Source organism: Rhizobium sp. Root483D2 (assembly GCF_001426685.1).
GTDB classification, from domain to species: Bacteria; Pseudomonadota; Alphaproteobacteria; order Rhizobiales; family Rhizobiaceae; genus Pararhizobium; species Pararhizobium qamdonense.
In genome coordinates, this window is the sequence record NZ_LMFB01000017.1 from 1 (window position 1) to 22,639 (window position 22,639).

General features: G+C 61.9%; 23 protein-coding genes. 9 read left to right on the forward strand and 14 right to left on the reverse strand.

The features are described from left to right. Nucleotides 1-118: 118 nt before the first annotated feature. The 4 genes from ASD32_RS15235 to ASD32_RS15250 form a co-directional block, all read right to left on the reverse strand. Complete coding sequence (locus tag ASD32_RS15235) at nucleotides 119-952, reverse strand: anti-sigma factor (RefSeq protein ID WP_060638907.1); 834 nt, start codon at nucleotides 950-952, stop codon at nucleotides 119-121. Between the two features lie 3 nt (nucleotides 953-955). Next, nucleotides 956-1,474: an RNA polymerase sigma factor gene (locus ASD32_RS15240; protein ID WP_060638908.1), complete on the reverse strand. Its 519-nt coding sequence runs from the start codon at nucleotides 1,472-1,474 to the stop codon at nucleotides 956-958. Between the two features lie 198 nt (nucleotides 1,475-1,672). Next, complete coding sequence (locus ASD32_RS15245; protein ID WP_244490178.1) at nucleotides 1,673-2,203, reverse strand: tetratricopeptide repeat protein; 531 nt, start codon at nucleotides 2,201-2,203, stop codon at nucleotides 1,673-1,675. Between the two features lie 186 nt (nucleotides 2,204-2,389). Continuing rightward, a complete protein-coding gene (locus tag ASD32_RS15250) occupies nucleotides 2,390-3,292 on the reverse strand; it encodes a metallophosphoesterase (RefSeq protein ID WP_060638910.1) in 903 nt (300 codons plus the stop codon). An 88-nt stretch (nucleotides 3,293-3,380) separates the two neighbouring features. Between ASD32_RS15250 and ASD32_RS15255 the strand changes: the two genes are divergently transcribed. After that, complete coding sequence (locus ASD32_RS15255; RefSeq protein WP_060638911.1) at nucleotides 3,381-3,869, forward strand: NUDIX domain-containing protein; 489 nt, start codon at nucleotides 3,381-3,383, stop codon at nucleotides 3,867-3,869. Here ASD32_RS15255 and ASD32_RS15260 read toward each other — a convergent pair whose 3' ends face one another. Next, the gene (locus ASD32_RS15260; RefSeq protein ID WP_060638912.1) at nucleotides 3,870-4,853 is read right to left on the reverse strand and encodes a glutathione S-transferase family protein; all 984 of its coding nucleotides are present in this window, start codon (nucleotides 4,851-4,853) and stop codon (nucleotides 3,870-3,872) included. Between the two features lie 274 nt (nucleotides 4,854-5,127). Between ASD32_RS15260 and ASD32_RS15265 the strand changes: the two genes are divergently transcribed. Both ASD32_RS15265 and ASD32_RS15270 read left to right on the forward strand, forming a co-directional pair. Further along, entirely contained in the window at nucleotides 5,128-5,628 is a 501-nt protein-coding gene (locus ASD32_RS15265; protein ID WP_060638972.1) for an N-acetyltransferase, read from the forward strand. Between the two features lie 98 nt (nucleotides 5,629-5,726). Next, on the forward strand, nucleotides 5,727-6,899 hold the full coding sequence (locus tag ASD32_RS15270; protein ID WP_060638913.1) for a cellulase family glycosylhydrolase: 1,173 nt from the start codon (nucleotides 5,727-5,729) through the stop codon (nucleotides 6,897-6,899). A 245-nt stretch (nucleotides 6,900-7,144) separates the two neighbouring features. On the opposite strand, the gene ASD32_RS15275 is transcribed toward ASD32_RS15270, so the two are convergent. The 4 genes from ASD32_RS15275 to ASD32_RS15290 are packed head-to-tail and all read right to left on the reverse strand — an operon-like array spanning nucleotide 7,145 to nucleotide 13,966. Continuing rightward, nucleotides 7,145-9,214, reverse strand: coding sequence for a hypothetical protein (locus ASD32_RS15275; RefSeq protein WP_060638914.1), 2,070 nt, complete (start codon nucleotides 9,212-9,214; stop codon nucleotides 7,145-7,147). A gap of 10 nt (nucleotides 9,215-9,224) precedes the next feature. After that, a complete protein-coding gene (locus ASD32_RS15280) occupies nucleotides 9,225-12,032 on the reverse strand; it encodes a DUF4159 domain-containing protein (RefSeq protein ID WP_060638915.1) in 2,808 nt (935 codons plus the stop codon). After that, the gene (locus tag ASD32_RS15285) at nucleotides 12,029-12,949 is read right to left on the reverse strand and encodes a DUF58 domain-containing protein (protein WP_060638916.1); all 921 of its coding nucleotides are present in this window, start codon (nucleotides 12,947-12,949) and stop codon (nucleotides 12,029-12,031) included. Before ASD32_RS15285 ends, ASD32_RS15280 begins: the two co-directional genes overlap by 4 nt. Nucleotides 12,950-12,952: 3 nt before the next feature. Beyond that, nucleotides 12,953-13,966, reverse strand: a complete 1,014-nt coding sequence (locus ASD32_RS15290; protein WP_060638917.1) for a MoxR family ATPase — start codon at nucleotides 13,964-13,966, stop codon at nucleotides 12,953-12,955. A gap of 167 nt (nucleotides 13,967-14,133) precedes the next feature. Between ASD32_RS15290 and ASD32_RS15295 the strand changes: the two genes are divergently transcribed. From ASD32_RS15295 to ASD32_RS15305, 3 genes are read left to right on the forward strand one after another with little or no spacing between them, the layout of a single operon-like run. Then, nucleotides 14,134-14,757 carry a DUF1285 domain-containing protein gene (locus ASD32_RS15295; protein ID WP_060638973.1) on the forward strand — a complete coding sequence of 208 codons (624 nt, stop codon included), beginning with the start codon at nucleotides 14,134-14,136 and terminating at the stop codon, nucleotides 14,755-14,757. Then, nucleotides 14,754-15,386, forward strand: a complete 633-nt coding sequence (locus ASD32_RS15300; protein ID WP_060638918.1) for a CoA pyrophosphatase — start codon at nucleotides 14,754-14,756, stop codon at nucleotides 15,384-15,386. Before ASD32_RS15295 ends, ASD32_RS15300 begins: the two co-directional genes overlap by 4 nt. Next, on the forward strand, nucleotides 15,383-16,633 hold the full coding sequence (locus ASD32_RS15305; protein WP_060638919.1) for a CCA tRNA nucleotidyltransferase: 1,251 nt from the start codon (nucleotides 15,383-15,385) through the stop codon (nucleotides 16,631-16,633). The genes ASD32_RS15300 and ASD32_RS15305 overlap by 4 nt, the downstream gene beginning before the upstream one ends. A 1-nt stretch (nucleotide 16,634) precedes the next feature. Here the strand turns inward: ASD32_RS15305 and ASD32_RS15310 are convergent, their stop codons facing one another. Next, nucleotides 16,635-16,820, reverse strand: coding sequence for a DUF1059 domain-containing protein (locus tag ASD32_RS15310; RefSeq protein WP_060638920.1), 186 nt, complete (start codon nucleotides 16,818-16,820; stop codon nucleotides 16,635-16,637). A 292-nt stretch (nucleotides 16,821-17,112) separates the two neighbouring features. Between ASD32_RS15310 and ASD32_RS15315 the strand changes: the two genes are divergently transcribed. Together ASD32_RS15315 and ASD32_RS15320 are read left to right on the forward strand one after the other, a co-directional pair. After that, entirely contained in the window at nucleotides 17,113-17,523 is a 411-nt protein-coding gene (locus tag ASD32_RS15315; protein WP_060638921.1) for a DUF4168 domain-containing protein, read from the forward strand. Nucleotides 17,524-17,666: 143 nt separating this feature from the next. Further along, nucleotides 17,667-18,212, forward strand: a complete 546-nt coding sequence (locus tag ASD32_RS15320; RefSeq protein WP_060638974.1) for an adenine phosphoribosyltransferase — start codon at nucleotides 17,667-17,669, stop codon at nucleotides 18,210-18,212. Nucleotides 18,213-18,326: 114 nt separating this feature from the next. Here the strand turns inward: ASD32_RS15320 and ASD32_RS15325 are convergent, their stop codons facing one another. The 4 genes from ASD32_RS15325 to ychF form a co-directional block, all read right to left on the reverse strand. Next, the gene (locus ASD32_RS15325) at nucleotides 18,327-18,794 is read right to left on the reverse strand and encodes a MaoC family dehydratase (RefSeq protein ID WP_060638922.1); all 468 of its coding nucleotides are present in this window, start codon (nucleotides 18,792-18,794) and stop codon (nucleotides 18,327-18,329) included. Next, complete coding sequence (locus tag ASD32_RS15330) at nucleotides 18,791-19,246, reverse strand: MaoC family dehydratase (protein WP_060638923.1); 456 nt, start codon at nucleotides 19,244-19,246, stop codon at nucleotides 18,791-18,793. The genes ASD32_RS15325 and ASD32_RS15330 overlap by 4 nt, the downstream gene beginning before the upstream one ends. Nucleotides 19,247-19,331: 85 nt before the next feature. Next, nucleotides 19,332-20,780 (reverse strand): hypothetical protein, encoded by a 1,449-nt coding sequence (locus ASD32_RS15335; protein WP_156383196.1) that lies wholly within the window; start codon nucleotides 20,778-20,780, stop codon nucleotides 19,332-19,334. A gap of 180 nt (nucleotides 20,781-20,960) precedes the next feature. Next, on the reverse strand, nucleotides 20,961-22,064 hold the full coding sequence (ychF, locus tag ASD32_RS15340; protein ID WP_060638975.1) for a redox-regulated ATPase YchF: 1,104 nt from the start codon (nucleotides 22,062-22,064) through the stop codon (nucleotides 20,961-20,963). Nucleotides 22,065-22,253: 189 nt separating this feature from the next. On the opposite strand from ychF, the gene clpS reads away from it, so the two are divergent. Then, on the forward strand, nucleotides 22,254-22,565 hold the full coding sequence (clpS, locus tag ASD32_RS15345) for an ATP-dependent Clp protease adapter ClpS (RefSeq protein ID WP_060638925.1): 312 nt from the start codon (nucleotides 22,254-22,256) through the stop codon (nucleotides 22,563-22,565). The last annotated feature ends 74 nt before the right edge of the window (nucleotides 22,566-22,639 follow it).

Genomic DNA, 22,639 nt, shown 5'->3' on the forward strand with positions numbered 1-22,639 from the left:
GCGGGAATGAGGGAGGGTAGGTTATCGCTCTCGTCAAACAAGCGTCTACAGGGTTTGTCAGCAATCTGAGGGCCGCGTCCTCGAAGGATGCGGCCCTCTTAATAAGTCAGCCAAGCCCTCAGATTTCGGTTGAGATCGCCTCGGCAAGCTGCTCGAGCGACGGGTCGGACGATGGGCCGACCACGACATAGGATGCGGCGCCCTTCTGCCAGGAAATCATCGCGATATCGTCACGCATGCTTTCGGTCAGCTTGCCGTCGCTGGTACCCGGCGTGCTCTTCAGGAAACAGATCGCAAACACGTCGCCGTCCTGATCCTTGTACATGAGTTGTGCCACGGGCTTTCCGGCCGCGACAAGCAGGCGGGCGCCCTGGAATGTCAGGCCCTTGCTGCTCAGGTCCGGCAGCGCAAAACTCACGCCGACATTCGACGCCAGCCAGCCTTCGATCCGGTTTCCGGCCGAGGCTGGAACTTCGACCAGATGTTCCGCCGTCTGCCGGGCATAGACGCGGTGATAATCGGCGATATCGTCGAGCCAGGTGCGGGCAGCCGCCACTTCCAACTGCGGGACATTGTCCTGGCTGGTCTTGCCGATGATAAAACCGGTGGAGCCGCCGACCAGAAGCAGAACCAGCGAGGCGGCGAGGGCACGCGGCCACAGGCGCTGTTTTGCCTGGCGCGGCGTGGCGGCCACGACGCGTTCGGTCTTTGGGTTGACGCCCGGTCCCTGCTTGATCCGGCGCACCAGCGACAGCGGTACCGGATCGTGAAGAAATTCCTCGAACGCCTTGTTGCCGAAGGTATTTCCGGCCTGCAGCATTTCCAACAGCCGGCGCGCCTCGTCATCGCGCGCGATCAGCTGTTCCAGTTCCTTGCGTTCCGCATCGCTCACTTCGCCGTCAAGATAGGCCGACAGGCGAATGTCGAGCGGGAGCCCTTTCGTGTTCTGCAACGTTCAGGCCCTCCTTTCCGTCGTCTCTGAAATCATCGCGGCAAGACGCAGGCGCGCGGTCGACAGCCTGCTCATCACCGTTCCGATCGGTATTTTGAGGATATCAGCAGCTTCCCGGTAGCTGTGGCCTTCGATGTTGACCAGAAGGAAAACGCTCGCCAGGCCTTCCGGCATGGAGAGAATCATTTTTTGCAGCTGGTTGGCGTAAACAGCTTTTTCGCCGGATGCCTCGATCGAAAGTTCGTCCTGCTCTGCGGCATCGACGGTACCGCCGCCGGTGCGCACCCGGCGCTTTCTGATCTCGTCGATCCATAGATTGCGTGTCATTGCGTATATCCAGCTTTCCAGCCGCCCTTCGCCGTTCCAGAGATGATTGCGGGTGATCGCACGCTCGCAAACCTCTTGAACCAGGTCATCGGCATCAGCTGCATTGCGCGTCAGTGTCATCGCGAAACGGCGTAACTTGGGCAGCACACCGACCAAGTCCCGTCTGAATTCGTTCGAGTCTGCCGCTGGACGCATTGCTCTTCCAAAGAAAACGTTCCGGATCGAGACTTTATTCGTCCGGGTCAAAATACACGCCGGTTGATATGAAACATTTGACCCTTGGTCTGCAAGCCGGGAGCGGAATGGAAGGGCAGATTTTGCCACTCGGGCGACGTTTCTCAACGTCAAATGTCAGGCCGGGCAATATGTTAGCCCGGCCTGATCTTAGTATGATCAATATTGGCGTACGCCGCCGAGCGATTGCAGCAGGGCCTGATAAGCCCAATTGTTTTCGCCGCCGCGGTCGCGGATTTCGATCAGTTGCGCCTTGGCTTCCTCGACCTTGCCCTGCTCGAGCAGCGCCTGGCCCATATAGGAGCGCGCCAGGATATAGTTTTCATCCGCCTGCAGCGCACGCTTGTAAAAGCTCATGCCCAGTTCCATGCGTCCGGCCTTGCGATTGGAATAGCCGCGATAGTTGAGAATGCGGGCGCTGTTCTGGTCTTTGACGGCGTCGAGGACCGTCAAGGAGTTTTCGAACTGGCCGTCATAGGCCAGTTCGCGGGCGGCCTTGAAGAGGATGTCGTCGTCAAGCCCGCTCTTCTTGGCATCGACGCATTCCTTCTTGGTCTTGTCCCAGACCTTGCCGTCCTTGCATTCGGTGGTGGTCTTGGTCTTTTCCGGCGGCGCGGTCGTATCCTCGCCGGCGGCAAAGGCCGTCTGACTTACCGCAAAGAACGAGGCGGCTGAGAACAAGGCAATCATGGCGGTCTTGCTGTGGATCATGGTCATCTCCCTGGCTGAAACTGATACCGGCAAGCCGGATTGCGCATGACATCTGCGATGTCAGCACCGTCCTTCTTACGGTCAGCCCTATGGGACGGATGACCGGCACCAATTATTTCGCAAGCATAGGCTTTTTTCGGTGCGTGGCGAGTAACGCGTGCGCGATCAGAGCCGGGTGGTCTCTGCCAACGTCACCGAGCGGCTGTCCATCGTCAGTTCGAAGCGTTCGCGGATGACGTTCCATTGTCCCGGACTGCCGGAGACGGAAAACAGGTTAAACCCCGCCGGCGGTTTCTTGCCGCCGCGCCCTTGCGAGGCCGATGCGATGCCGACGACCGGCACGGGTTTGACCTGGCCTTTGAGCGAATAGACCGTGTTAAGATGGGTATGCCCGTGCAGTACGAGCTCGGCGCCACCCGCTGTGATCGTTGCGGCGAAGCGGCGAATGCCGAGCATGCGCTTGTGCATGGATGTAGCGCCGTGGATCGGCGGGTGATGGATCATCACGACGCGGAACAGACCCGCTTCACCTGCCGCACGCAGGAGATTGACCGTCTCGCGCGCCTGGCGGCTGCCGAAATAGCCGCTGGCTGCAAAAGGCGGCGTGGCGACGGCTGTCGAACAGCCGATCAGCGCCACGGGGCCGCGCACCCTCAGATAGGGAAAGCAGTGAAAATCCTCGTTCCATTCCGCCGGTCCGCGCTCGCCGCGCATGTAGGGGTACCAGGCGCGCGTGGTTTTCTCGTAGGCTCCCGGTACATAGGCGTCGTGATTGCCGGGCACGATCGAGATGTTTTCCGGCTTGCCCGCCTCGTGCAGCCATTCCGTCACGACCTCGATCTCGCGCGAGGAGGCAAGGTTGACCAGATCGCCGGTGATCGCCAGATGATCCGGATCGATCCGCTCGATTTCGTCCATCAACAGGTTCAGCGTATTGCCGACCAGGTGATTGCGGCGGTTGCGGTGCCAGTTGACGAAGCCGGTAATGCGTTTGGATGCAAGTTCGCGGAAAGAAAGGTCGGGCAGGGGGCCGAGATGGATATCGGAAATATGGGCGAGTTTGAACATCCCTGGTACCTAGCGCATATTCCTGAAAAGGGGAATCATTCCGGGTGTTTTATCCCGGATAGCCGATCACGAAAGGGACAGGACCCGCATGAGCGAAGCGCCTCCGGAAATGCGCAGCTGGAAATCCAGGCTGATCACCCGCGTGGTGCACAGCTACTTCGCGTTTGCGCGGGGCATGACCATGGGGGTCCGCGCTGCCTGTTTCGACGCCGAAGGCCGGGTGTTTCTGGTGCGACATTCCTATGTGCCGGGCTGGCATATGCCGGGCGGCGGGCTGGAGCGGCGCGAGACGGCCCTGCAGGCGCTCGTCAAGGAATTACGCGAGGAGGGCAATCTTGAAATGAGCGGCCTGCCCGAACTTTTCCATGTCTATTTCAACCGGCAGACCAGCAATCGCGACCATGTGGTGTTCTATCGCTGCCGTAATGTGCGCCAGGTTTCGCGGAAGAAGCCGGACATGGAAATCGTCGAGAGCGGCTTCTTTGCGCTGGATGACCTGCCCGAGGCGACGACGCCTGCGACACGCAGGCGGCTGGCGGAGCTTTCAGGGAGCACGCCGCCAGCCGACTTCTGGTAATCAGGCGGTCAGTTTTTCCCGGCCATGCGGCGCATCAAGATCGAGCACCGGCCCCAACGGCACGACCCCGGTCGGATTGATCATCGTGTGGCTGCGGTAATAATGCTCCTTGATATGGCGCATATTGACCGTCTCCGCGACGCCCGGCACCTGGTAGAGATCCTGCAGATAGGCCTGCAGGTTGGGGTAATCGGCAATGCGGCGGATGTTGCACTTGAAGTGGCCGACATAGACCGGATCGAAGCGCACCAGTGTTGTAAACAGCCGCCAGTCGGCCTCGGTGATCCGGTTTCCGGTCAGGTAACGGCGGGTGGACAGGCGCTCTTCCAGTTCGTCCAGAACCTCGAACAGCGTCGTGACATTATCCGCATAGGCATCCTGCGTGGTAGCAAACCCTGCCTTGTAGACGCCGTTGTTGACGGCATCGTAGATGCGCTCGTTCAACCCGTCGATATCGGCGCGCAGGTCCTGTGGATAGAAATCGTCGTTCGATCCCGTCAATTCGTCGAAGGCCGAATTGAACATGCGGATGATTTCCGAGGATTCGTTGGACACCATCCTGTTCTCTTTTTTGTCCCAGAGAACAGGCACGGTGACGCGGCCGGAATAACGCGGGTCAGCCTTCACATAGACCTGCCAGAGCGCCTGCGCGCCAAACAGATGATCGACGGTGCCGCCGATCTCATTCTTGAACTCCCAGCCCTTCGACAGCATCAGCGGATCGACGATCGAGACGGTGATCAGGTCTTCCAGCTTCTTCAACTTGCGGAAAATCAGCGTGCGGTGCGCCCAGGGACAGGCGAGCGAGACGTAGAGATGGTAGCGCCCGGCCTCCGCCTTGAAGCCGGCTTCGCCGGTCGGGCCTGCCGCGCCGTCGGCGGTGATCCAGTTGCGGAACTGCGAGGCCGCCCGCTTGAAATGTCCCTTGGTTTCCTTCGTATCGTACCAGACGTCCTGCCAGACGCCGTCAACCAGCATGCCCATTATCGATCTCCTGCGGCCAAAGCGCCGCCTTTTCGTGAATTCATGATCCATAGATAGTACAACCGGCCGGCGCATATAGTCCGCAAAAGCTGAACAGTGCGTTTTAGGCTTTGACGCGGCGCATTTTTCTGCTATCCGGCCAAGCAGAATTTTTCTGAACACGGATCAAAGCTGATGTTTTTCCCGGGAAGCCCACGACGACGCTGATGCTGCAAACGCCCTTGAGGGCGACGCCATCATATTTTTGTCTCGTAGGCCCGGTTTCCTGATGTTCATGAAAAAGCACGATCTCGTCTATCTCACCGAAGACGCTTCCCACGACGCAGCCATCGAAATCATCAATGAAGAAGCTTTCGGCCCCGGCCGGTTTGCGCGCGCAGCCGCCCGCATCCGCGAGCAGGGGCCGCACGATCTGGCGCTGTCCTTCGTCTGCGCCGACGATGGCGAAACGATCGCCTCCGTGCGGATGACGCCGGTGATGGCTGGATCGGTCAAGGGGCATCTGCTCGGACCGCTTGCCGTTCGCCCATCGCACAAGAACCGCGGCATCGGCCGCGAGCTGGTGCGCATTGCGGTCGAGGCGGCCCGGCGCAAGGGCTCGCACTGCGTCATCCTCGTCGGCGATCCGCCCTATTACCAGCCGCTCGGCTTCGAAAAGGTCGCCTATGGCGCGCTGACATTTCCGGGGCCGGTCGATCCCAACCGGGTCCTGGTCGTGCCGATGGCGCAGGACGTCCATGCCGGCCTGAAGGGTGATATCCACTGGCGGGCATGATGTGCCCGGCGGGTGTTTCCGGCAGATAACGCAGCCGGGTTCCCAATTCCGCCACAGTGCCTGCGAATATCCCGGTCTTTGCAACCGGGATATTTTGAATGCGCCTGCTGCCCTCCGTCCTCGCCTCGCTTCTCCTTGCCACGTCCGCCTCTGCGGCCGATCTGATGCATTTCTGGGACGAGCCGCAGCATGGCGGCAACAGCTTCAACCGGCTGCCACCGGACGAGGCCTATTTCGAAGCTCTGAAAGGCTATGGCGCCAGCGGGGTGCGGTTGTCCTACGACAAGTGGAAACCGGAAAAACGCGATTTCCTGATCGGCGATGCCGACAAATACGAGGGCATTCCGGCGGGCGATCTCGCCGTGCTGAAGGCGGCGCTCGACCGGGCTGACAAGGCGGGGCTGAAGGTGGTGATTACGCCGCTGTCGCTGCCGGGCATGCGCTGGGCACAGAATAACGGCGATCAATTCGACGGCCGCCTCTGGCAGGACAAGGCGTTCTGGGCGCAATCTGCCGCCTTCTGGAAGGATCTGGCCGCAGCGCTGAAGGATCACCCGGCTGTCGCGGCCTACAACATCATCAACGAACCGGCCCCGGAAAAGAACAATGGCGTTGCCGAGCACGGCGGCCATGAAGCTATGACGGCCTGGTATGACAAACAGGCCGGTACCGCACGCGACCTGCCGGCCTTCTACGACACCGTCATCAAGGCCATCCGCGAAGCCGATCCGGTAACGCCCGTCATGGCGGATGCCGGCTGGTATGCCGCAGCCGACGCCTTCAGCTATTGGCGAGGACCGCTTGCCGACGGCAAGGTGCTCTACAGCTTCCATATGTATGAACCCTATGCCGCCACCAGCGCGCCGAACATGAAGCGCGACAAGCCCTATGCCTATCCCGGCAAGGTCCCGTTCGCGGACACGGAGGAAACCTGGAACCGGGACCGCGTCGCCGCCTATCTTCAGCAGCCGGTCGAGTGGGCCGACAGCCACGGCATCCCGCGCAACCGCATGGTCGCCGGAGAATTCGGCTGCATGCGCCGCTGGGCCGGCTGCAAGACCTATCTCGAAGATGTGCTGACGTCGCTCGACAACAGCAAACTGCACTGGGCCTTCTACAGCTTTCGTGAGGACAGCTGGGACGGCATGGACTACGAGCTGGGCTCGCAGAAGGTCAACTGGAAATACTGGGAAGCGATCGATGCGAGCAAGCCGGATCCCGTCAAGCGCAAGGCTGGACCGGAATTCGACCCGATCCGGAAGAGGTTGTAAGGGGTGCCGCCCTTGCCTTAAAATCCAGTGTGAATAACGGCTTGTGAAAAACGCTTCGTCATTCCCGTGTTTGTCAAAGCAATCCAGCTGCGGCGTGTCTGTGCCGTGAGGGGACAGTTACTCCGCTTTCAGGAAGGGTCTTGCGCGCCGCCGACGCGGCGCACTGGATTCCTGTGACAAGCACAGGAATGACGGAGGCGTTGAGGCCTCCGATGGGCAAGCCGAGGCGAACCTCAGCCCAATTCCTACCGCCCCTCACGGTGCCACGTGGCCGAGAGTACGAACAGCAGGGCGGCCAGGCCGAGGAAGCCGGCGAACAGCGACAGCGAATTGATGCCTTTCAGCACCGTTTCGTCGGTCATGCGCAGCGACATGCGCTGATCATCAGCGACGCGGACGGTGCCGCGTACCGGCAGGATCTGCGGCACATCGACCGGGCCATCCGCGCTGGCGAGGCGCTGTACCAAGCCCTTGGTCTTTTCCGCCCAGGGGGCGAGCGTCTGCGTGGTCGAGATCGTCGCCTTGAATTCCGGCGCATCGACGCTGCCGACATGAACCAGCGTGTTCAGTTCGCCATTGGTGATATCGAAAAGCCCGGTCTCGGTGGTGCGCACGCTGGCCTTGTAGAGACCCGGTTCGCCCTCCGCCAGCGTGATCTCCTCGGTCTTGCCGGACGGATAGGTGAGCGTTGCCAGGCCCGGATCGCCGGCAATCGTCTGCCGGGCGATTTCGAGCGTGCGGCCGCGCGCATGCGCCGTCAGGGCCTCTTCCTCCAGCGCCGGTTCCTGCATCAGCCAGTGCGCGGTGCGGCGATAGAGCGAAACGCTTGGGCCACCGCCCTCAAAGCCACGCGCCCAGAGCCAGCCCTGATCGGAAAGCAGCATGGCGACGCGGCCCTTTCCGACGCGGTTCAGGACGAGCAAAGGCTTGCCGTCGGCCGCCTGCATCACCGTCTGGCCGAGCGGCGGTGCGACATCCACCGTGCGGAACCAGCGGCCCCAATGCGGCGGTTCGCTATCCGCACCTTCGAGCCCACGGGTGACCGGGTGTTTCTTGCCTTCATCCGACAGGCGCGGATAGAAGGCTTTTTCGTTCATGAAGCCGGTCGGGCTTGCGGGGAGAACGGCCGACAGAGGCGTCGTCGCGATGGAGTCATCGCCGGCATGTTCAGGTCCGGCGGCAATGAGCAGAGCGCCGCCGTTTTCGACATATTGGGCGATATTGTCGTAGTACAGGATCGGCAGCACGCCGCGATGCTGGTAGCGGTCGAAGATGATCAGGTCGAATTCCTGGATCTTGTCGACGAACAGTTCGCGGGTCGGAAATGCGATCAGCGACAATTCGTTGATCGGCGTACCGTCCTGCTTTTCCGGTGGCCGCAGGATGGTGAAATGCACGAGATCGACGGCGGCGTCGGATTTCAACAGGTTGCGCCAGGCGCGTTCGCCGGAATGCGGCTCGCCCGAAACAAGCAGCACGCGCAGGTTTTCGCGGATGCCGTCGATGACGTGCACGGCGCGGTTATTGGCTTGGGTTACCTCACCATCCACCGGCGCCACGGCAAATTCGAGAATATTGTTGCCGCCGCGCGGCACGGTGAAGGCGAAGGGCACATCGGTGCCGGGCTCGGCCATCTCGGTGGCTATCTGGTTGCCATTGAGGCTGACAGTCACTTCCGCCGTGCCGCCGGGCGCCTGGCCGTCATCGGCGATGCGGAACGTCACCTTCTGTTCCTCGCCGACAATGCCAAAGCGCGGTCCGCTGACGATTTCGACGCGCCGGTCGAATTCGTCGGGCCTGCCGGTGATCAGGCCATGGATCGGCGCATCGAAGCCGAGCGGCTGGTTGATATCGGGAACGTCGTGGATCTGGCCGTCGGTGATGAAGATCGCGCCGCCGACACGGGCGGGCGGCACATCTGCCAATGCCGTCTGCAGGGCCGTGAACAGCTTGGTCGATGGCGTTTCGGTATTTTCGTCATCGGCGGCTTCGACGATGCGCGCCTCGATCTGCGGGAATTTGGCCAGCCGCTCCTTCAGCGTCGCCAGCGCCTGGTCGGTCATGGCGCGGCGGCCGGCATTGTCCTGGCTTTGGCTGCGGTCGACGACGACCCCGACGATGGTGGAGAGGGGTTCGCGCTCTTCCTGGAAGAACACCGGATTGGCGATGGCAAGGCAGAGCGCCGCAAGCGCTGCCGTGCGGAAAGCGGCACCCCGCACGCCGCGCCAGAAGCCGAGCGCAGACAGAAGCACGGCGGCAAGCGCCAGTCCGGCAATGAAGGGCCAGGGGAGCAGGGGCTGGAAATCGAGTGTCATTTGCGCACCCTCACTGGCCAAGCCGTTCGAGCAGAGCAGGAATGTGCACCTGGTCGGTCTTGTAGTTGCCGGTCAGCATATACATCATGATGTTGACGCCGGAGCGGAAGGCGAGTTCACGCTGCTGCTCGTCCGGCGGCACAGTCGGCAGAAGCGGCATGCCGTTGGCGTCGATCGCCCAGGCGCCGGCAAAGTCGTTGCCGGTGATCATGATCGGCGAAACGCCATCGCCGGACCGCGCCGGCCTGCCGGTCGGCTGCGCGCCATTGTCGGGCTGAGCCTCGATCCACAATGGACTGCCATTGTAGCGGCCGGGAAAATTCGACAAAAGATAGAAAGACTTGGTCAGCACGTTGTCGGTCGGCACGGGCTCCAGCGGCGGGATGTCGAGATCGGCCAGGATCGCCTGCAGCCGCTCGGAGTTGGGGCTGCTGCCGGAGGCCGACGAGAGCGAGGAGAACTGGTCGCGTGTGTCGAACAGCACGGTGCCGCCCGAGCGCATATAGGCGTCAATCCGGCTGATCGCCGCCTGGCTCGGCATCGGCGCATTGGCTGAAATCGGCCAGTAGATCAACGAATAGAACGACAATTCGTCGGCGGCGATGTCGAGGCCGATCGGCGGGCCGGGTTCCAGTGTCGTGCGATAGGTGAGGAAGTCGGTCAGGCCCGCCAGCCCGCGTTCGGAAAGACGATCGACCTCGGCCTCGCCGGTGATGACATAGGCCAGATGGGTCTTGTCCAGCTGCCGCATGATGAGGTCGTCGCCGGGCTTGCTGTCATCGGCCAGCGACTGGCCGGGCATTGTCACCAGCGCGGCGGCGGCGATGGCCAGGACGATGGCGGCAGCGGCCGGCATTTTCCAGCGGGCAAAGGCGCCGCCCATGAACAGAACGATGGCGGAATCGATCAGCAGCAGGATGAGGGCTGCGGCAAACAGCGACGGTTTCAGCGACCAGGCCTCGGCGCCGATCAGCGGCTCGGATGTGTAGGGAATGGACAGGCCGCTGGCATCGATCGGCGTCAGCGCGGTATCGCGGGGCAAAAGGTTCAGCGCGGTAAATCCTTCTTCCGAACCATAGAGACCGGGCGGGTGCTCGGTGCTGGAGCTCGGGGTGGTTCCAGCGGCAATATCCAGAGGCCGCGCCTTGCCGGTCTCGCTGATCAGCACGCCATCGGCATTGAGCAGGCGGTAGGGCGCCAGCGTCTGGCCGGTTGCCGCGCCTTCGCTGGCCACGCCGCCGCTGCGTGACAGTTGCACGCTCCGGCGCAGCATCTCGACGAAATCGCCGGAGATCGGCAGGTTCGACCAGGTTGCTTCGGCGCTGACATGAAACAGGATGATGCGGCCTGAGCCTTGCGTTCGCGTAGTCACCAGCGGCGTACCATCGGCAAGGCTTGCCCAGGTGCGCGACGACAGGTCGGCGGTCGGCTCGGCCAGCACCTGCCGCTTGACGAGGATGCCCTCCGGGCGCGGCATGCCGGCAAATGGGCTGAGCGCCGGATAATCGGCAAGCGGCTGCGGTTCGGACCAGGAGAGGGCGCCGCCCAGCGCGCGCTCGCCCTGGCGCAGCGTCACCGGAACCAGCGGATCGTCGGCCGGGGCCGCAGCCAGACGCGGACCCGCAAACCGCACCAGCGTGCCGCCGTTTTCGATCCATTTGGTGATCGGCGTATAGGTTTCTTCCGGCAGGCGGCCGATATCGGCCATGATCAGCATGGACGGCTTTTGCGCCAGAAGCTCGGGGATCGAGACCGCCATATCCGCTTCGTTCGGCTGGATCAGATCCGCATAGGGGGCAAGCGCCCGGTTGATATAGTAGAGCGGCGACAAAAGCGGCTGCGACTGGTCGCGGGCCTCGCCGCTCAAAAGGGCGACGCGGCGGCGGCGAAAGCCGTCGTCCAGCAGGAAGGTGGCGCCCGCCGTGGCCTGACCGTCGATGGCGATGCGGGCAAAGTCGTTGCGCAGTTCGAACGGGGCGGCGAGCGTGCCCCGGGCCACGCCTTCACCGGCGGCAAAGGCGATAGAGCCGTTGGCAATCGCACGCCCGCGCGTGTCATAGGCGGTGACCGGCACCGTGCGGGCTGTGACTGTGTCGAGACGGGTGGCGCTCACCACCATCGACTCGGCGTCATTGGCGGAATTGCTGATCGCCACGGCCTGATCCTTGCCGCCTTCGATCAGCCTGAAATTTTGCGGCGACAGCGCTGCAAGCTCCGCCATGACCTTATCGTCCGCCGCCTCGATGCCATCGGACAGGAAAGCCAGCGTTCCAGGTGCTGATCCATCCAGCGCGGTCCTCAGCGCGTTGACGGCTGCGGCGCGGTCGGGGCGCAGCGGTTGCGGTGCTGCAGCGGCCAGGCGGTTGCGGGCGCTGACGGCCGATCCGGGAACGGCATTGTGGTCCTGATCGGCCGTGAAGACGACGGAGACCGGCAGGTCGCGTTCCTCCGCATCGCTGATCAGCGCATCGGCGGTCTCGACCCGGCGTTGCCAATCGGTCGATGTGGCCCAGCTGTTGTCGATGACCAAAGCCAGCGGTCCGTTGCCGGCGAGCGTGTTGGAGCGTGGATTGAATACGGGGTCGGCGATGGCGAGAATGATGGCGGCGGCCATCAGCATGCGCAAAAGCGTCAGCCACCACGGGCTTTTCGAGGGCGTTTCCTCGCGTTTCAGCACGCTGGCCAGAATGCGCAGCGGCGGAAAAACTTCCGTGACCGGTTTTGGCGGCGTCATGCGCAACAGCCACCAGATGGCCGGAAGCGCAACGAGCGCGGCCAGCATCAGCGGATTGGCGAAGATGAACGGCAGGAAGCTCACAGCTGGCCTCCATGGGTGGCGCGTCCCGGCATCCCGGACAAATACATATGCACGGCCACCAGCGCTTCGGAGGCGAGATGGTCGGTGCGGTGCGGCGTAAACGTCCAGCCGAGATGGCGCAGGTTTTCGCCCAGGCTGTCACGCCTTGCGATATAGGCGCGCCGATAGTCGTCGCGGATAATCTCGGCGCGCCCGGCCGTCAGCTTCTCGCCGGTTTCCGGATCGGTGAATTCGGTGCGGCCCGCATAGGGAAAGCTTTCCTCCGCAGGATCGGCAATCTCAATGACATGGCCGCGCAATCCGCGCCGCGCGAGCGGACCGAGCTGCGCCATGATCGTATCGGCGGGATCCAGAAAGTCGCCGATCAGCACCAGGTCGCTTGCGCCGCGGATCATCTGCGTCTGCGGCAGGCCGCCCGAAAGCGGCGTATGCATCAGGGCCGTGGCAAGCCGTTCGGCCGCGTTTCTGGCCGAAACCGGCTCCATCACACCGGGGCAACCGATCCGCTCGCCAGAGCGGGCGAGAATCTCGGCCAGGGCGAGCATCAGCACCAGCGCCCGGCTTTCCTTGGACACCGAGCCGAATTTCGACTTGTACATCATCGACGGCGAGAGATCGGCCCAGAGCCAGATGGTGTGGGCCGCCTCCCATTCGCGGTCGCGTACATAGGTATGATCGTCGCGGGCGGACCGGCGCCAGTCGATGCGCGACAGGCTTTCGCCATCGCTATAGGGCCGGAACTGCCAGAAATTCTCGCCGATGCCCCGCTTGCGGCGGCCATGCCAGCCGGAGATCACCGTATTGGCGATGCGCTTTGCCTCGACCATGCAGTCCGGGATCAGCCGGGCACGGCTCTGCGCACGGGACAGGACTTCTCCGGATGGCGTTGGCTCAACGATTTGGCCTATGGCAGCCATTCATTATCCCTTGGCTTGCTTGACCAGGCCGGTGATCACGTCGCGGACCGACATGCCTTCGGCGCGGGCGGCAAATGTCAGCGCCATGCGGTGCTGCAGCACCGGCTCGGCCAGCGCCATGGTATCATCGATGGAGGGTGCCAGTCTGCCGTCATACAGCGCACGGGCACGCGCGCACAGCATCAGCGACTGGCCAGCGCGCGGGCCTGGGCCCCAGGCGACATTCTTGTCGGTGCCGGCATTGCCGTTGCCGGGGCGGGCCGAGCGCACCAGCGCCAGAATGGCATCGACCACCTTTTCGCTGACCGGCATCTGCCGGATGAGCTGCTGGATTTCGCGCAGCTTGGCGGCATCGATGACGCCCTGCGCCTCGGATTCATGCGTGCCGGTGGTTTCAAGCAGGATTTGCCGTTCGGCCGCAAGCTCGGGATAGCCGACATCGACCTGCATCAGGAAGCGGTCGAGCTGGGCCTCGGGCAGCGGATAGGTGCCTTCCTGCTCCAAAGGGTTCTGCGTCGCCAGCACATGGAAGGGCTGCGGCAGGTCGTTGCGCTGGCCGGCCACGGTGACGTGATATTCCTGCATGGCCTGCAGCAAAGCCGACTGGGTGCGCGGGCTGGCGCGGTTGATTTCGTCGGCCATCAAAAGCTGCGTGAAGATCGGGCCGGGCACGAAGCGGAAGGACCGGCGGCCGTTTTCATCCTGATCCATGACTTCGGATCCGAGAATATCCGAGGGCATCAGGTCGGGCGTAAACTGGATGCGGCTGGAATTGAGGCCAAGCACGGTGCCGAGCGTCGAGACCAGCTTGGTCTTGGCAAGGCCGGGAACACCGACCAGCAGCGCGTGGCCGCCCGACAGAACCGCCAGCAGCGTCTGCTCGACGACGCTTTCCTGGCCGAAGATCACCTTGCCGACTTCCTTGCGGATCAGGGCGATCTCGTTCAGCGCCTTTTCGGCGGCAGCAATGATCGCCTTGTCGTCGGTCGCGCCGTCTGTCGTTTTCATCACACCCATTGTCTGTCTCCAGTGGCCGGCAACGGTGCCGATTCGCGAAAAACGCGCTTTTCGTCTCAGTTTTTCAATCTATGCACTGCGCGGTGGCTGACAAGACGGGGGCAACGCACTATCTCGTGAGCAAGCGCTCGATAAAAAGCAAGAATAGGGCCAAACGGGACGGAACGATGGCGGATGCGGAAATAGATCAGGCGGGCGATGCGGCGGGACTTGCGGCGCTGATTGCGCGCGCGGCCGGGCAGACCAATGGGCAAACAAAGGGATTACCCCCGGTTGAGCGGTGGAATCCGCCCTTTTGCGGCGATATCGACATGGAAATCCGGGCTGATGGCACCTGGTTCTACATGGGAACGCCGATCGGCCGGCAGCCTTTAGTGAGGCTGTTTTCCACGGTCCTGCGCAAGGATGAGGACGGCAAGACTTATCTTGTAACTCCTGTGGAAAAACTAGGCATTCGCATCGCCGATGCTCCTTTTATCGCCGTCGAAATGAATGTGACGGACCATGATGGCGCACCCGTCCTGACCTTTCGCACCAATGTCGGCGATGTCGTCGAGGCGGGGCCGGACCATTCCTTGCGGTTCATCGTGCATGGCGAAAACCGTGAGTTGAAGCCCTATCTGCACGTGCGGGGCAGGCTGGAGGCGCTGGTGTCGCGCGCGGTGATGTACGATCTGGTGGCGCTCGGCGAGACGGTCGAGATTGACGGCACCGCGATGTTTGCCGTGCGCTCCGGCGGTGTGACCTTTGCCATCATGTCGGCGCAAGAACTTGAAGCTTTGTCTGAATGACCGGGGCGCTGTTTTCAGCCGATGATTTTCGCCGCCGCGCGCTGCAGCAATCGGGCAGTCCGGATGAGGAGGCGTGGCGCGATCATGGCGACTTCCTGCTCAATCCGGATACGGTCCCCTATCTGGAAACTTTGAAGCTGAGGGATGCCGCCGTTCTCGTGCCTGTCATTGATGATGGCGACGAGGCGCGGGTGATCTTCACCCGGCGCACGGCAACGCTGCGCAAGCATTCCGGTCAGGTGTCGTTTCCCGGCGGCGCCATCGATCCGGAGGATGACACGCCCGAGCGCGCGGCGCTGCGCGAAACGGAAGAGGAAATCGGCCTGGACCGCCGCTTTGTCGAGACAGTCGGGAGGCTGCCCTATTACATGGCGATGTCGGGATTTCGCATCACCCCCATTCTGGCCGTGGTCCAGCCCGGTTACGATCTCATTCCCAATCCTGCGGAGGTCGCTGCGGTCTTCGATGTGCCGCTCTCCTTCCTGATGAACCCCGACAATCACGGCCTTGGCCAGGCGACCTGGAAGGGTGCCGAGCGGCATTTTTACAGCATGCCCTATGGCGAGCAGCATATCTGGGGCATTACTGCGGGCATCGTCCGCATGTTGTATGAAAGGCTTTACGCATGACCTCCGTTGCCACCGAGGCCTGGTTTTCGGCGCCGGCGCTGACACGCGTCTTTGAACTCCTCAATGCCGATGGCGGCGAGGTCCGCGTCGTGGGGGGCGCCGTGCGCAACAGCCTGATGGGGCTTGCCGTCGCCGATATCGACATGGCGACCACGCTTTTGCCGGATGTGGTGGTGGCACGTGCAAAAGCCGCCGGCATCAAGGCGGTGCCGACCGGCATCGAACACGGAACGGTGACGCTGGTCATTGACGGCAAGCCTTACGAAGTGACGACGCTGCGCCGGGACGTGGAAACGGACGGCCGCCATGCCGAGGTCGCCTTCGGCACCGACTGGACGGTGGATGCCGAGCGGCGCGACCTGACGGTCAATGCGCTCTATGCCGATGCCAGGGGTGATGTGATCGATCTCGTCGGCGGTCTCGCCGATATTGAAAAACGCAATATCCGCTTCATCGGCAATGCCAGCGAGCGGGTGGCGGAAGACTATCTGCGGGTGCTGCGGTTCTTCCGGTTCTTTGCCTTTTACGGCTCGGGCCGCCCGGATGCGGATGGACTTCGCGCCTGCGCGCAGGCCCGCTCGAAGCTTTCGACCTTGTCCGCCGAGCGCGTCTGGTCGGAATTGAAAAAGTTGCTATCGGCTGAAAATCCCGGCCGGGCCCTGCTCTGGATGCGCACCTCCGGCGTGCTCACGGAAATTCTGCCGGAAAGCGAAAAATGGGGCATCGATGCGATCCCCGGCCTGATTGCGGCCGAGCAGGCTTTCGGCTGGCAGCCCGATCCGCTGCTGAGGCTGGCATCGATCGTTCCGCCGGATACCGAACGGCTGGAGGCCATGGCCAGGCGGCTGCGGCTGTCGAAGGCCGAAGCCGCTTATTTTTCCGCCTGGACCAAGGCAGCGCGCCTGCCGGCCGAAATTGCCGACACGGCATTCGACCGCCTGCTTTACCGCAATGGCGAAAAGGGACTGGCGACCGCGCTGCGGCTGGCGCTGGCCTCGTCGCGGCAGAAATCCGAAAGCGATCCATCGCTGCTACCGGAGATGGCAAGGCTGCAACGCCTGCTGACACGGGCGGAAAAATGGCAAAAGCCGAACTTTCCGCTGACGGGCGCGGATGTGCTTGCAACCGGCGTTGCGGCCGGACCGCGTGTGGGCGAGATTTTGGCGCAGCTGGAAGACAAATGGGTGGATGGGAATTTCAATGCCGACCGGGCAACGCTGGTTGCCCGGCTTCAATCGATGGTCTGATTTAGGCGACCTTCGCCTCATCGACGATGCGCGCCTTGATATTATCGACCATATTTTCGCGAATCAGCGTCTCTCCATGCGTCGAGCGCATATGTTCGACGGCGCGGCGAACGACTTCGGCGTCGTTGTCGGCGTGGGTGTGCCATTCGCAGCCGGGCACGAGGGTCCCGCATTCAAACAATCGCATGATGCTCCTCCTTGCGTTTGCACGTTCCCCTTGGCCTGAATTGCCCAGCGGGACGCTGCGACTATAACCGAAAATCGCACTCGATGGTTCCGCCGATTGCCGGGTCGCGTTCACAATAAGGGTGGGGAATAGCGACGCGATGCCCGTGTTCTGAACGCGACATGGCCACGAAGCTTCCTTTTCAGGGTCACATTGTCGCCCGATCCGTCCGCAACCCTTAAGGCCGGGGTTCGCCCCTTTCGGAAAGGACGGTGCAAATCGTCTTGAGACTGACTTAAGGAAGGACACGCATATGACCATTCGCCACATGCCCGTTGCAGCGCTGACCGCTGCCGCTCTCAGCCTGATCGTCATCAGCTCGCCCGCTTTTGCACAAAGCGCTGCCGAACCCCAGGGCACCCAGCCGATGCAGGGCACGGCACCGGCTGCCATCAGCGACCAGAAGATCGAAGCCTTCGCCGTCGCCTATCTGCAGGTGGACAAGGTGCGCCAGGACTATGCCGCCAAAATCGGCGCCGAAAAGGATGCCGTCAACAAACAGAAGCTTCAGAACGAAGCCAACAAGCAGATGATCAATGCGGTCGAGAAGTCGCCGGACATGTCGCTTGACGAATACAAGACCATCATCACCGCCGCACAGACCAATCCGGATGTGGCCAAGAAGGTGCAGGATAAGCTCAAGACCAGCGATACCGCCCAGTAGCGGCGTCAAGAGGCCGGGGTTTGGGGCAGGGCAGGTCGGGTCCTGCTTCCAGCGGATTTCCATCAGAAAGCCCTATAGAAAATCCCGGCTTTAATGCTATGCCTTCGTCTCCCTGAGACGTCCGCAAAGGCATGCCTTCCATCATGAGCTCTTCTCTTCAGCAGGAACTGATCGATTCGATCCGCAACATTGCGGATTATCCGAAACCCGGCATCATGTTCCGCGATATCACCACGCTGCTGGGCAATCCGCGCGCCTTTCGCCGGGCGATCGACGAGCTCGTGCATCCCTTTGCCGGAACCAAGATCGACAAGGTCGCGGGCGTCGAGGCGCGCGGCTTCATCATCGGCGGCGCCATGGCGCACCAGATGTCGGCCGGTTTCGTGCCGATCCGCAAGAAGGGCAAGCTGCCGCACGATACGGTGCGCATCGCCTACAGCCTGGAATACGGCGTCGATGAGATGGAAATGCATCGCGATGCCATCAAGCCTGGCGAAAAGGTCATTCTGGTCGACGACCTCATCGCCACCGGCGGCACCGCCGAAGGTGCGACCAAACTTCTGCAGCAGATGGGCGCCGATATCGTCGCCGCCTGCTTCATCATCGACCTGCCGGAACTGGGCGGCCGCAAGAAGATCGAGGCGCTGGGCGTCAAGGTGCTGACGCTGATCGAATTCGACGGCCACTGATAGCGCGGGATCAGTGCTTCTGACAGGTGCTGCTCGCAATGGCTTCGGTCCTGCCCGAAGCCATCACCTCCCGCCTGCATCCTGTCTACCGGCCCAAGCCCTGATCAGGACAGATTAGGGAAACTCGATGACCTTGCTTTCGAACCGGATCACCGGCTGGCCGTCCTGGTTTTCGCCCTCGCACAGGATGGTGTTGATCCGCCATCCCGGCCGCGATTCCAGATCCTTGGCCGCAACGAAGGTGACGAAATAGGTGATCGTGTCGCCGGCAAAGACCGGGCGCAGCCAGCGCATGTCGCGAAAGCCGGGCGAGGGGCCCAGTTTTGGCGCGGTGATGCCTTCGGCGGCAAGCCGCTTGGCTTCCCCCAGCCAGTAGGGCACGAAACATTTCATCCAGCCGGCGCAGGTATGCCAGCCCGAAGCGCAGAGCCCGCCGAACAGCGATTGCTTCGCAAGCTCCGCATCGAGATGAAACGGCTGCGGATCGAATTTTCCGGCAAAACGGATGATGTCTTCGGCGGTGAAGGTCACCGTGCCGATGGTTTCCCGCGTTCCTTCAGGATGGAGTTCCGACAGTTTCATGCCGTGTCTCCCGCTTTATGGCAGCGGATCATATTGGCATAGTCGCAGATCGCCACGGTCTCGCCGCGCTGGTTGGTGACGACGGCTCTCAACTTGACGATGCCGATTTCCGGTCGCGAGCGGGAAACCCGCGCCTCGATGACCGTGCAGCTGCCAGACAGCGTATCGCCGGCAAGCACCGCTTTCTTCCATTCCATGCTGTCGACACCGGGAGAACCTTCCGATGCCGTTTCGTGGATGTAGCTGTCGCAGAGTGCGCGCATCATCAGCGCGCTGGTGTGCCAGCCGGACGCCGCCAGCCCGCCGAGAATGCTCTCCTTGCCGGCCTCCTGCGACAGGTGCATCGGCTGCGGATCGAATTCCCTAGCAAAGGCGATGACGTCATCGGCCTTGACCTCGACCGGTTTGAAGTCGAACCGTTTGCCGGCCGGAAAATCCTCGAAATGAAGCATGGTATAATGCCCTCCAAGAGGCCCTTTCTAGCATCCGGGCCTGTTCTGGGAAATGGAAACGTCGATGTTTTGACGTGCGATCAGATCACGGCTGGAAGGGCAGGTCCTGGCCGTTGATCTTTACCTTCTTGTTTTCGTCGACGACGATATTCCACATGTCGCGGCCATCCGGCGCCTGTTTGGCAAAGCCCTTGACCATCAGCAGCATGAATGCGGCCTGGCCGAATTCCGGCACGGTGGCGGCATTGTCCTGCAGATAGGAAATCGTCTTGCCGAAATCCTTGGCATAGAGCGTCAGGTCGGTGTTCTGGCGGCCCTGCTGGTCGGGATAGACGGTGGTGGTGCCCGACAGGCTGAAGTCGTAGACGGCCGAGCGGGCCGAGACCTCGTCATATTTGATCGTCATTGCGCCGCCGGGCAGGAAGATGCGGCCGGCTTCTGCCGATTGCTCGTCGCTCAGCGGCTTTTCGGCGTCGAAATTGGCGCGGTCGATCAGATAGGTGATGCCGCTTGCCAGGTTGAGCTTTTCCAGCGAGATGCGGGTGGTCACGGTGTCCGGCAGCGCCGAGCTGAAGGCCAGCGGAACCAGGCCCGGCGGCAGCGACGGCTTGTCGATGGTGACGCCGAAGCCGACTTTCGCGTCGTCCTTCAGCCCGTTGGTGTCGATCGTGTAGCGCAGGGCCTCGGCGCCATAGGTGCCGGTCGGAGTGGCAACCTTCAGGTTGGCGACCTCGATCGATTCCAAAAGGTTTTCGAACATCGGCAGATTGGCGCGCACCAGAGACTTGAGACGCACCTGCTCGGTCGGCAGCAGCTTGTCCTTCTTCACATTGTCGAGGATGAAGAAGACGAGATCCTGCACCGGGCGATAGCTAAGACCGTTGAACGCGACATCCGCCGTCACGGTGTCGGCGGTTATATCGACCTTCATCTTGGCGGGGTCGATGATCGTTTCGGTAAAGCCGTTCATCGCCATGTTGGAGCGGATGTCGATCGTGTCGGGCGTTGCCCGCGTCGCATTCATCGTCGATGTCATCGACCCGAACCGCGCCTCGACCGATTGCTGCGGTGTCTTCGACGTCATGAACAGGCCGTTTGCCGACATGTCTGCGGATTTGAAATAGAGCAGATCGGGATCGACAATCCCTTCGGCACGCATCGCATCGATCTTGTAGGTGAAATCGGCCTTTTCGGTTCCGGCGGTGAACTGTCCCTTCACATCGAGATCGGCGGACTGGGAAAAGTGCCAGAGACCGTCTTCCATTGGCCGGATCAGCGACAGGAAGGGTTTAAGGCCTGAAATGCTGAAGTTTTTTGGATCGACATCCTTGAGAAGAACCGTCGGGTCGAACGTCACCTCATAGTCGGCGGTGCCAGGGCGGACCTTGATCAGGCCGGACTTTGCCAGGTTTTCCGGCAGGTAGGAGGTGAATTTCTGCTCGAGTTCCTGCGCGCCCTGATGGCTGATATCCGCAGCCTGCGCCGATTGGGTGACGAGGGCGGTTGAAAGCAGAAGGGCAGGGATCAGGCGCATCGAAGACTCCTCAAGTGATTGCGAGGCAAACATATAGCCGATCGGCCGAAGGGCAAGCACCATGGCGGCCGCAAATCGCCACAAACGCAAACGCCGCCCGTCACAGTGAACGAACGGCGTTGCCCGGTCTTTTATTCGGTGTGCTCTGTCAAATCTTTCAGACAGCCCAGAGCGACGTCCTTAGGTGTTGAAGCGGAAATGGATGACGTCGCCGTCCTGGACGACATATTCCTTGCCTTCGTCGCGCGCCTTGCCGGCTTCCTTGGCGCCGGTTTCGCCGTTGAAGGCGATGTAATCCTCATAGGCGATGGTGAAGGCGCGGATGAAGCCGCGTTCGAAATCCGTGTGGATGACGCCGGCGGCGGCCGGTGCCTTGGTGCCGCGCGGAATGGTCCAGGCGCGTGTTTCCTTGGGGCCGACGGTGAAATAGGTGATGAGATCGAGCAGCTTGTAGCCGGCGCGGATCAGCTGGTCGAGGCCGGCTTCGTGCAGGCCGAGCGCCTCCAGGAATTCCTTGGCTTCCTCTTCAGGCAGCTGGGCGACTTCGGATTCGATCGCCGCCGAGATCACGACGGTTTCGGCGCGTTGCGCCTTGGCCATGTCTTCGACGGCCTTGGTATGGGCATTGCCGGACACGGCATCGGCTTCGGCGACGTTGCAGACGTAGAGAACCGGATGGGCGGTGAGCAGATTGAGGCCCTGCAGCACCAGCTTTTCCTCCGCATCCAGCGTCGGCAGCAGAGTGCGCACCGGCTTGCCGTCCTGCAGCAGCTTCAGGGCCGCGTCCATCACCGGCAGCAGGGCGACGGATTCCTTGTCCTTGGAGGCAGCGCGCTTGCGCGTCTGTTCGGTGCGGCGCTCCAGGCTTTCAAGGTCGGCGAGCATCAGCTCGGTCTCGATCGTTTCGGCATCGCCGACCGGGTTGATGCGGCCTTCGACATGGGTGATGTCGTCGTCTTCGAAGCAGCGCAGCACATGCACGGTCGCATCGACTTCGCGGATATTGGCCAGGAACTTGTTGCCGAGGCCTTCACCCTTCGATGCGCCACGCACGAGGCCGGCAATATCGACGAAGGAGATGCGGGTCGGGATCAGTTCCTTGGACTTGGCGATATCGGCCAGCTTGCGCATGCGCGGATCGGGCACGGCCACTTCGCCCGTGTTCGGCTCGATGGTGCAGAACGGATAGTTCGCGGCCTGCGCCTGCGCCGTCTTGGTCAGCGCGTTGAAGAGAGTGGACTTGCCGACATTCGGCAGTCCGACGATACCGCATTTGAAACCCATGGTCTTGAAACCTGTCCGATCGAATTCTGTTGCAGTGCCTTTTGCGGAAACTTCGGCCAAGGTCAAGCCTCAGTCCGGTTTTGCAGGCTTTATAGGGGAGATCGCGGCGCAGCGCATCTTGTTTGAGGGCGGCTTGCGATGCACAATGGGTCTTTCCTCCACTCCTGTGATCGAACGGGCGGATTTCCGATGGCGGACAACGATACCAGTCTCAAACCCAAAACCGTGACCAAGCCGAAGCTCGAAAGGCCGAAGCTCTACAAGGTCATTCTGATCAACGACGACTACACGCCGCGCGAATTCGTCATCATGGTTTTGAAGGCGGTGTTCCATATGAGCGAGGAGACCGGCTACCGGATGATGTTGACGGCCCACAAGATGGGCGTCTGCGTCATCGTCGTTTGTGCCCGGGATATTGCCGAGAGCAAGGCCAAGGAGGCCACCGATCTCGGCAAGGAGGCGGGCTTTCCGCTGATGTTCACCACGGAGCCTGAGGAATAGGGGCGGCGGCCTTAGAGCCTCGTACGATCAATGAGGCTCATTCTGTTGCCTCAAATCGGCCGATCCACCAGAAG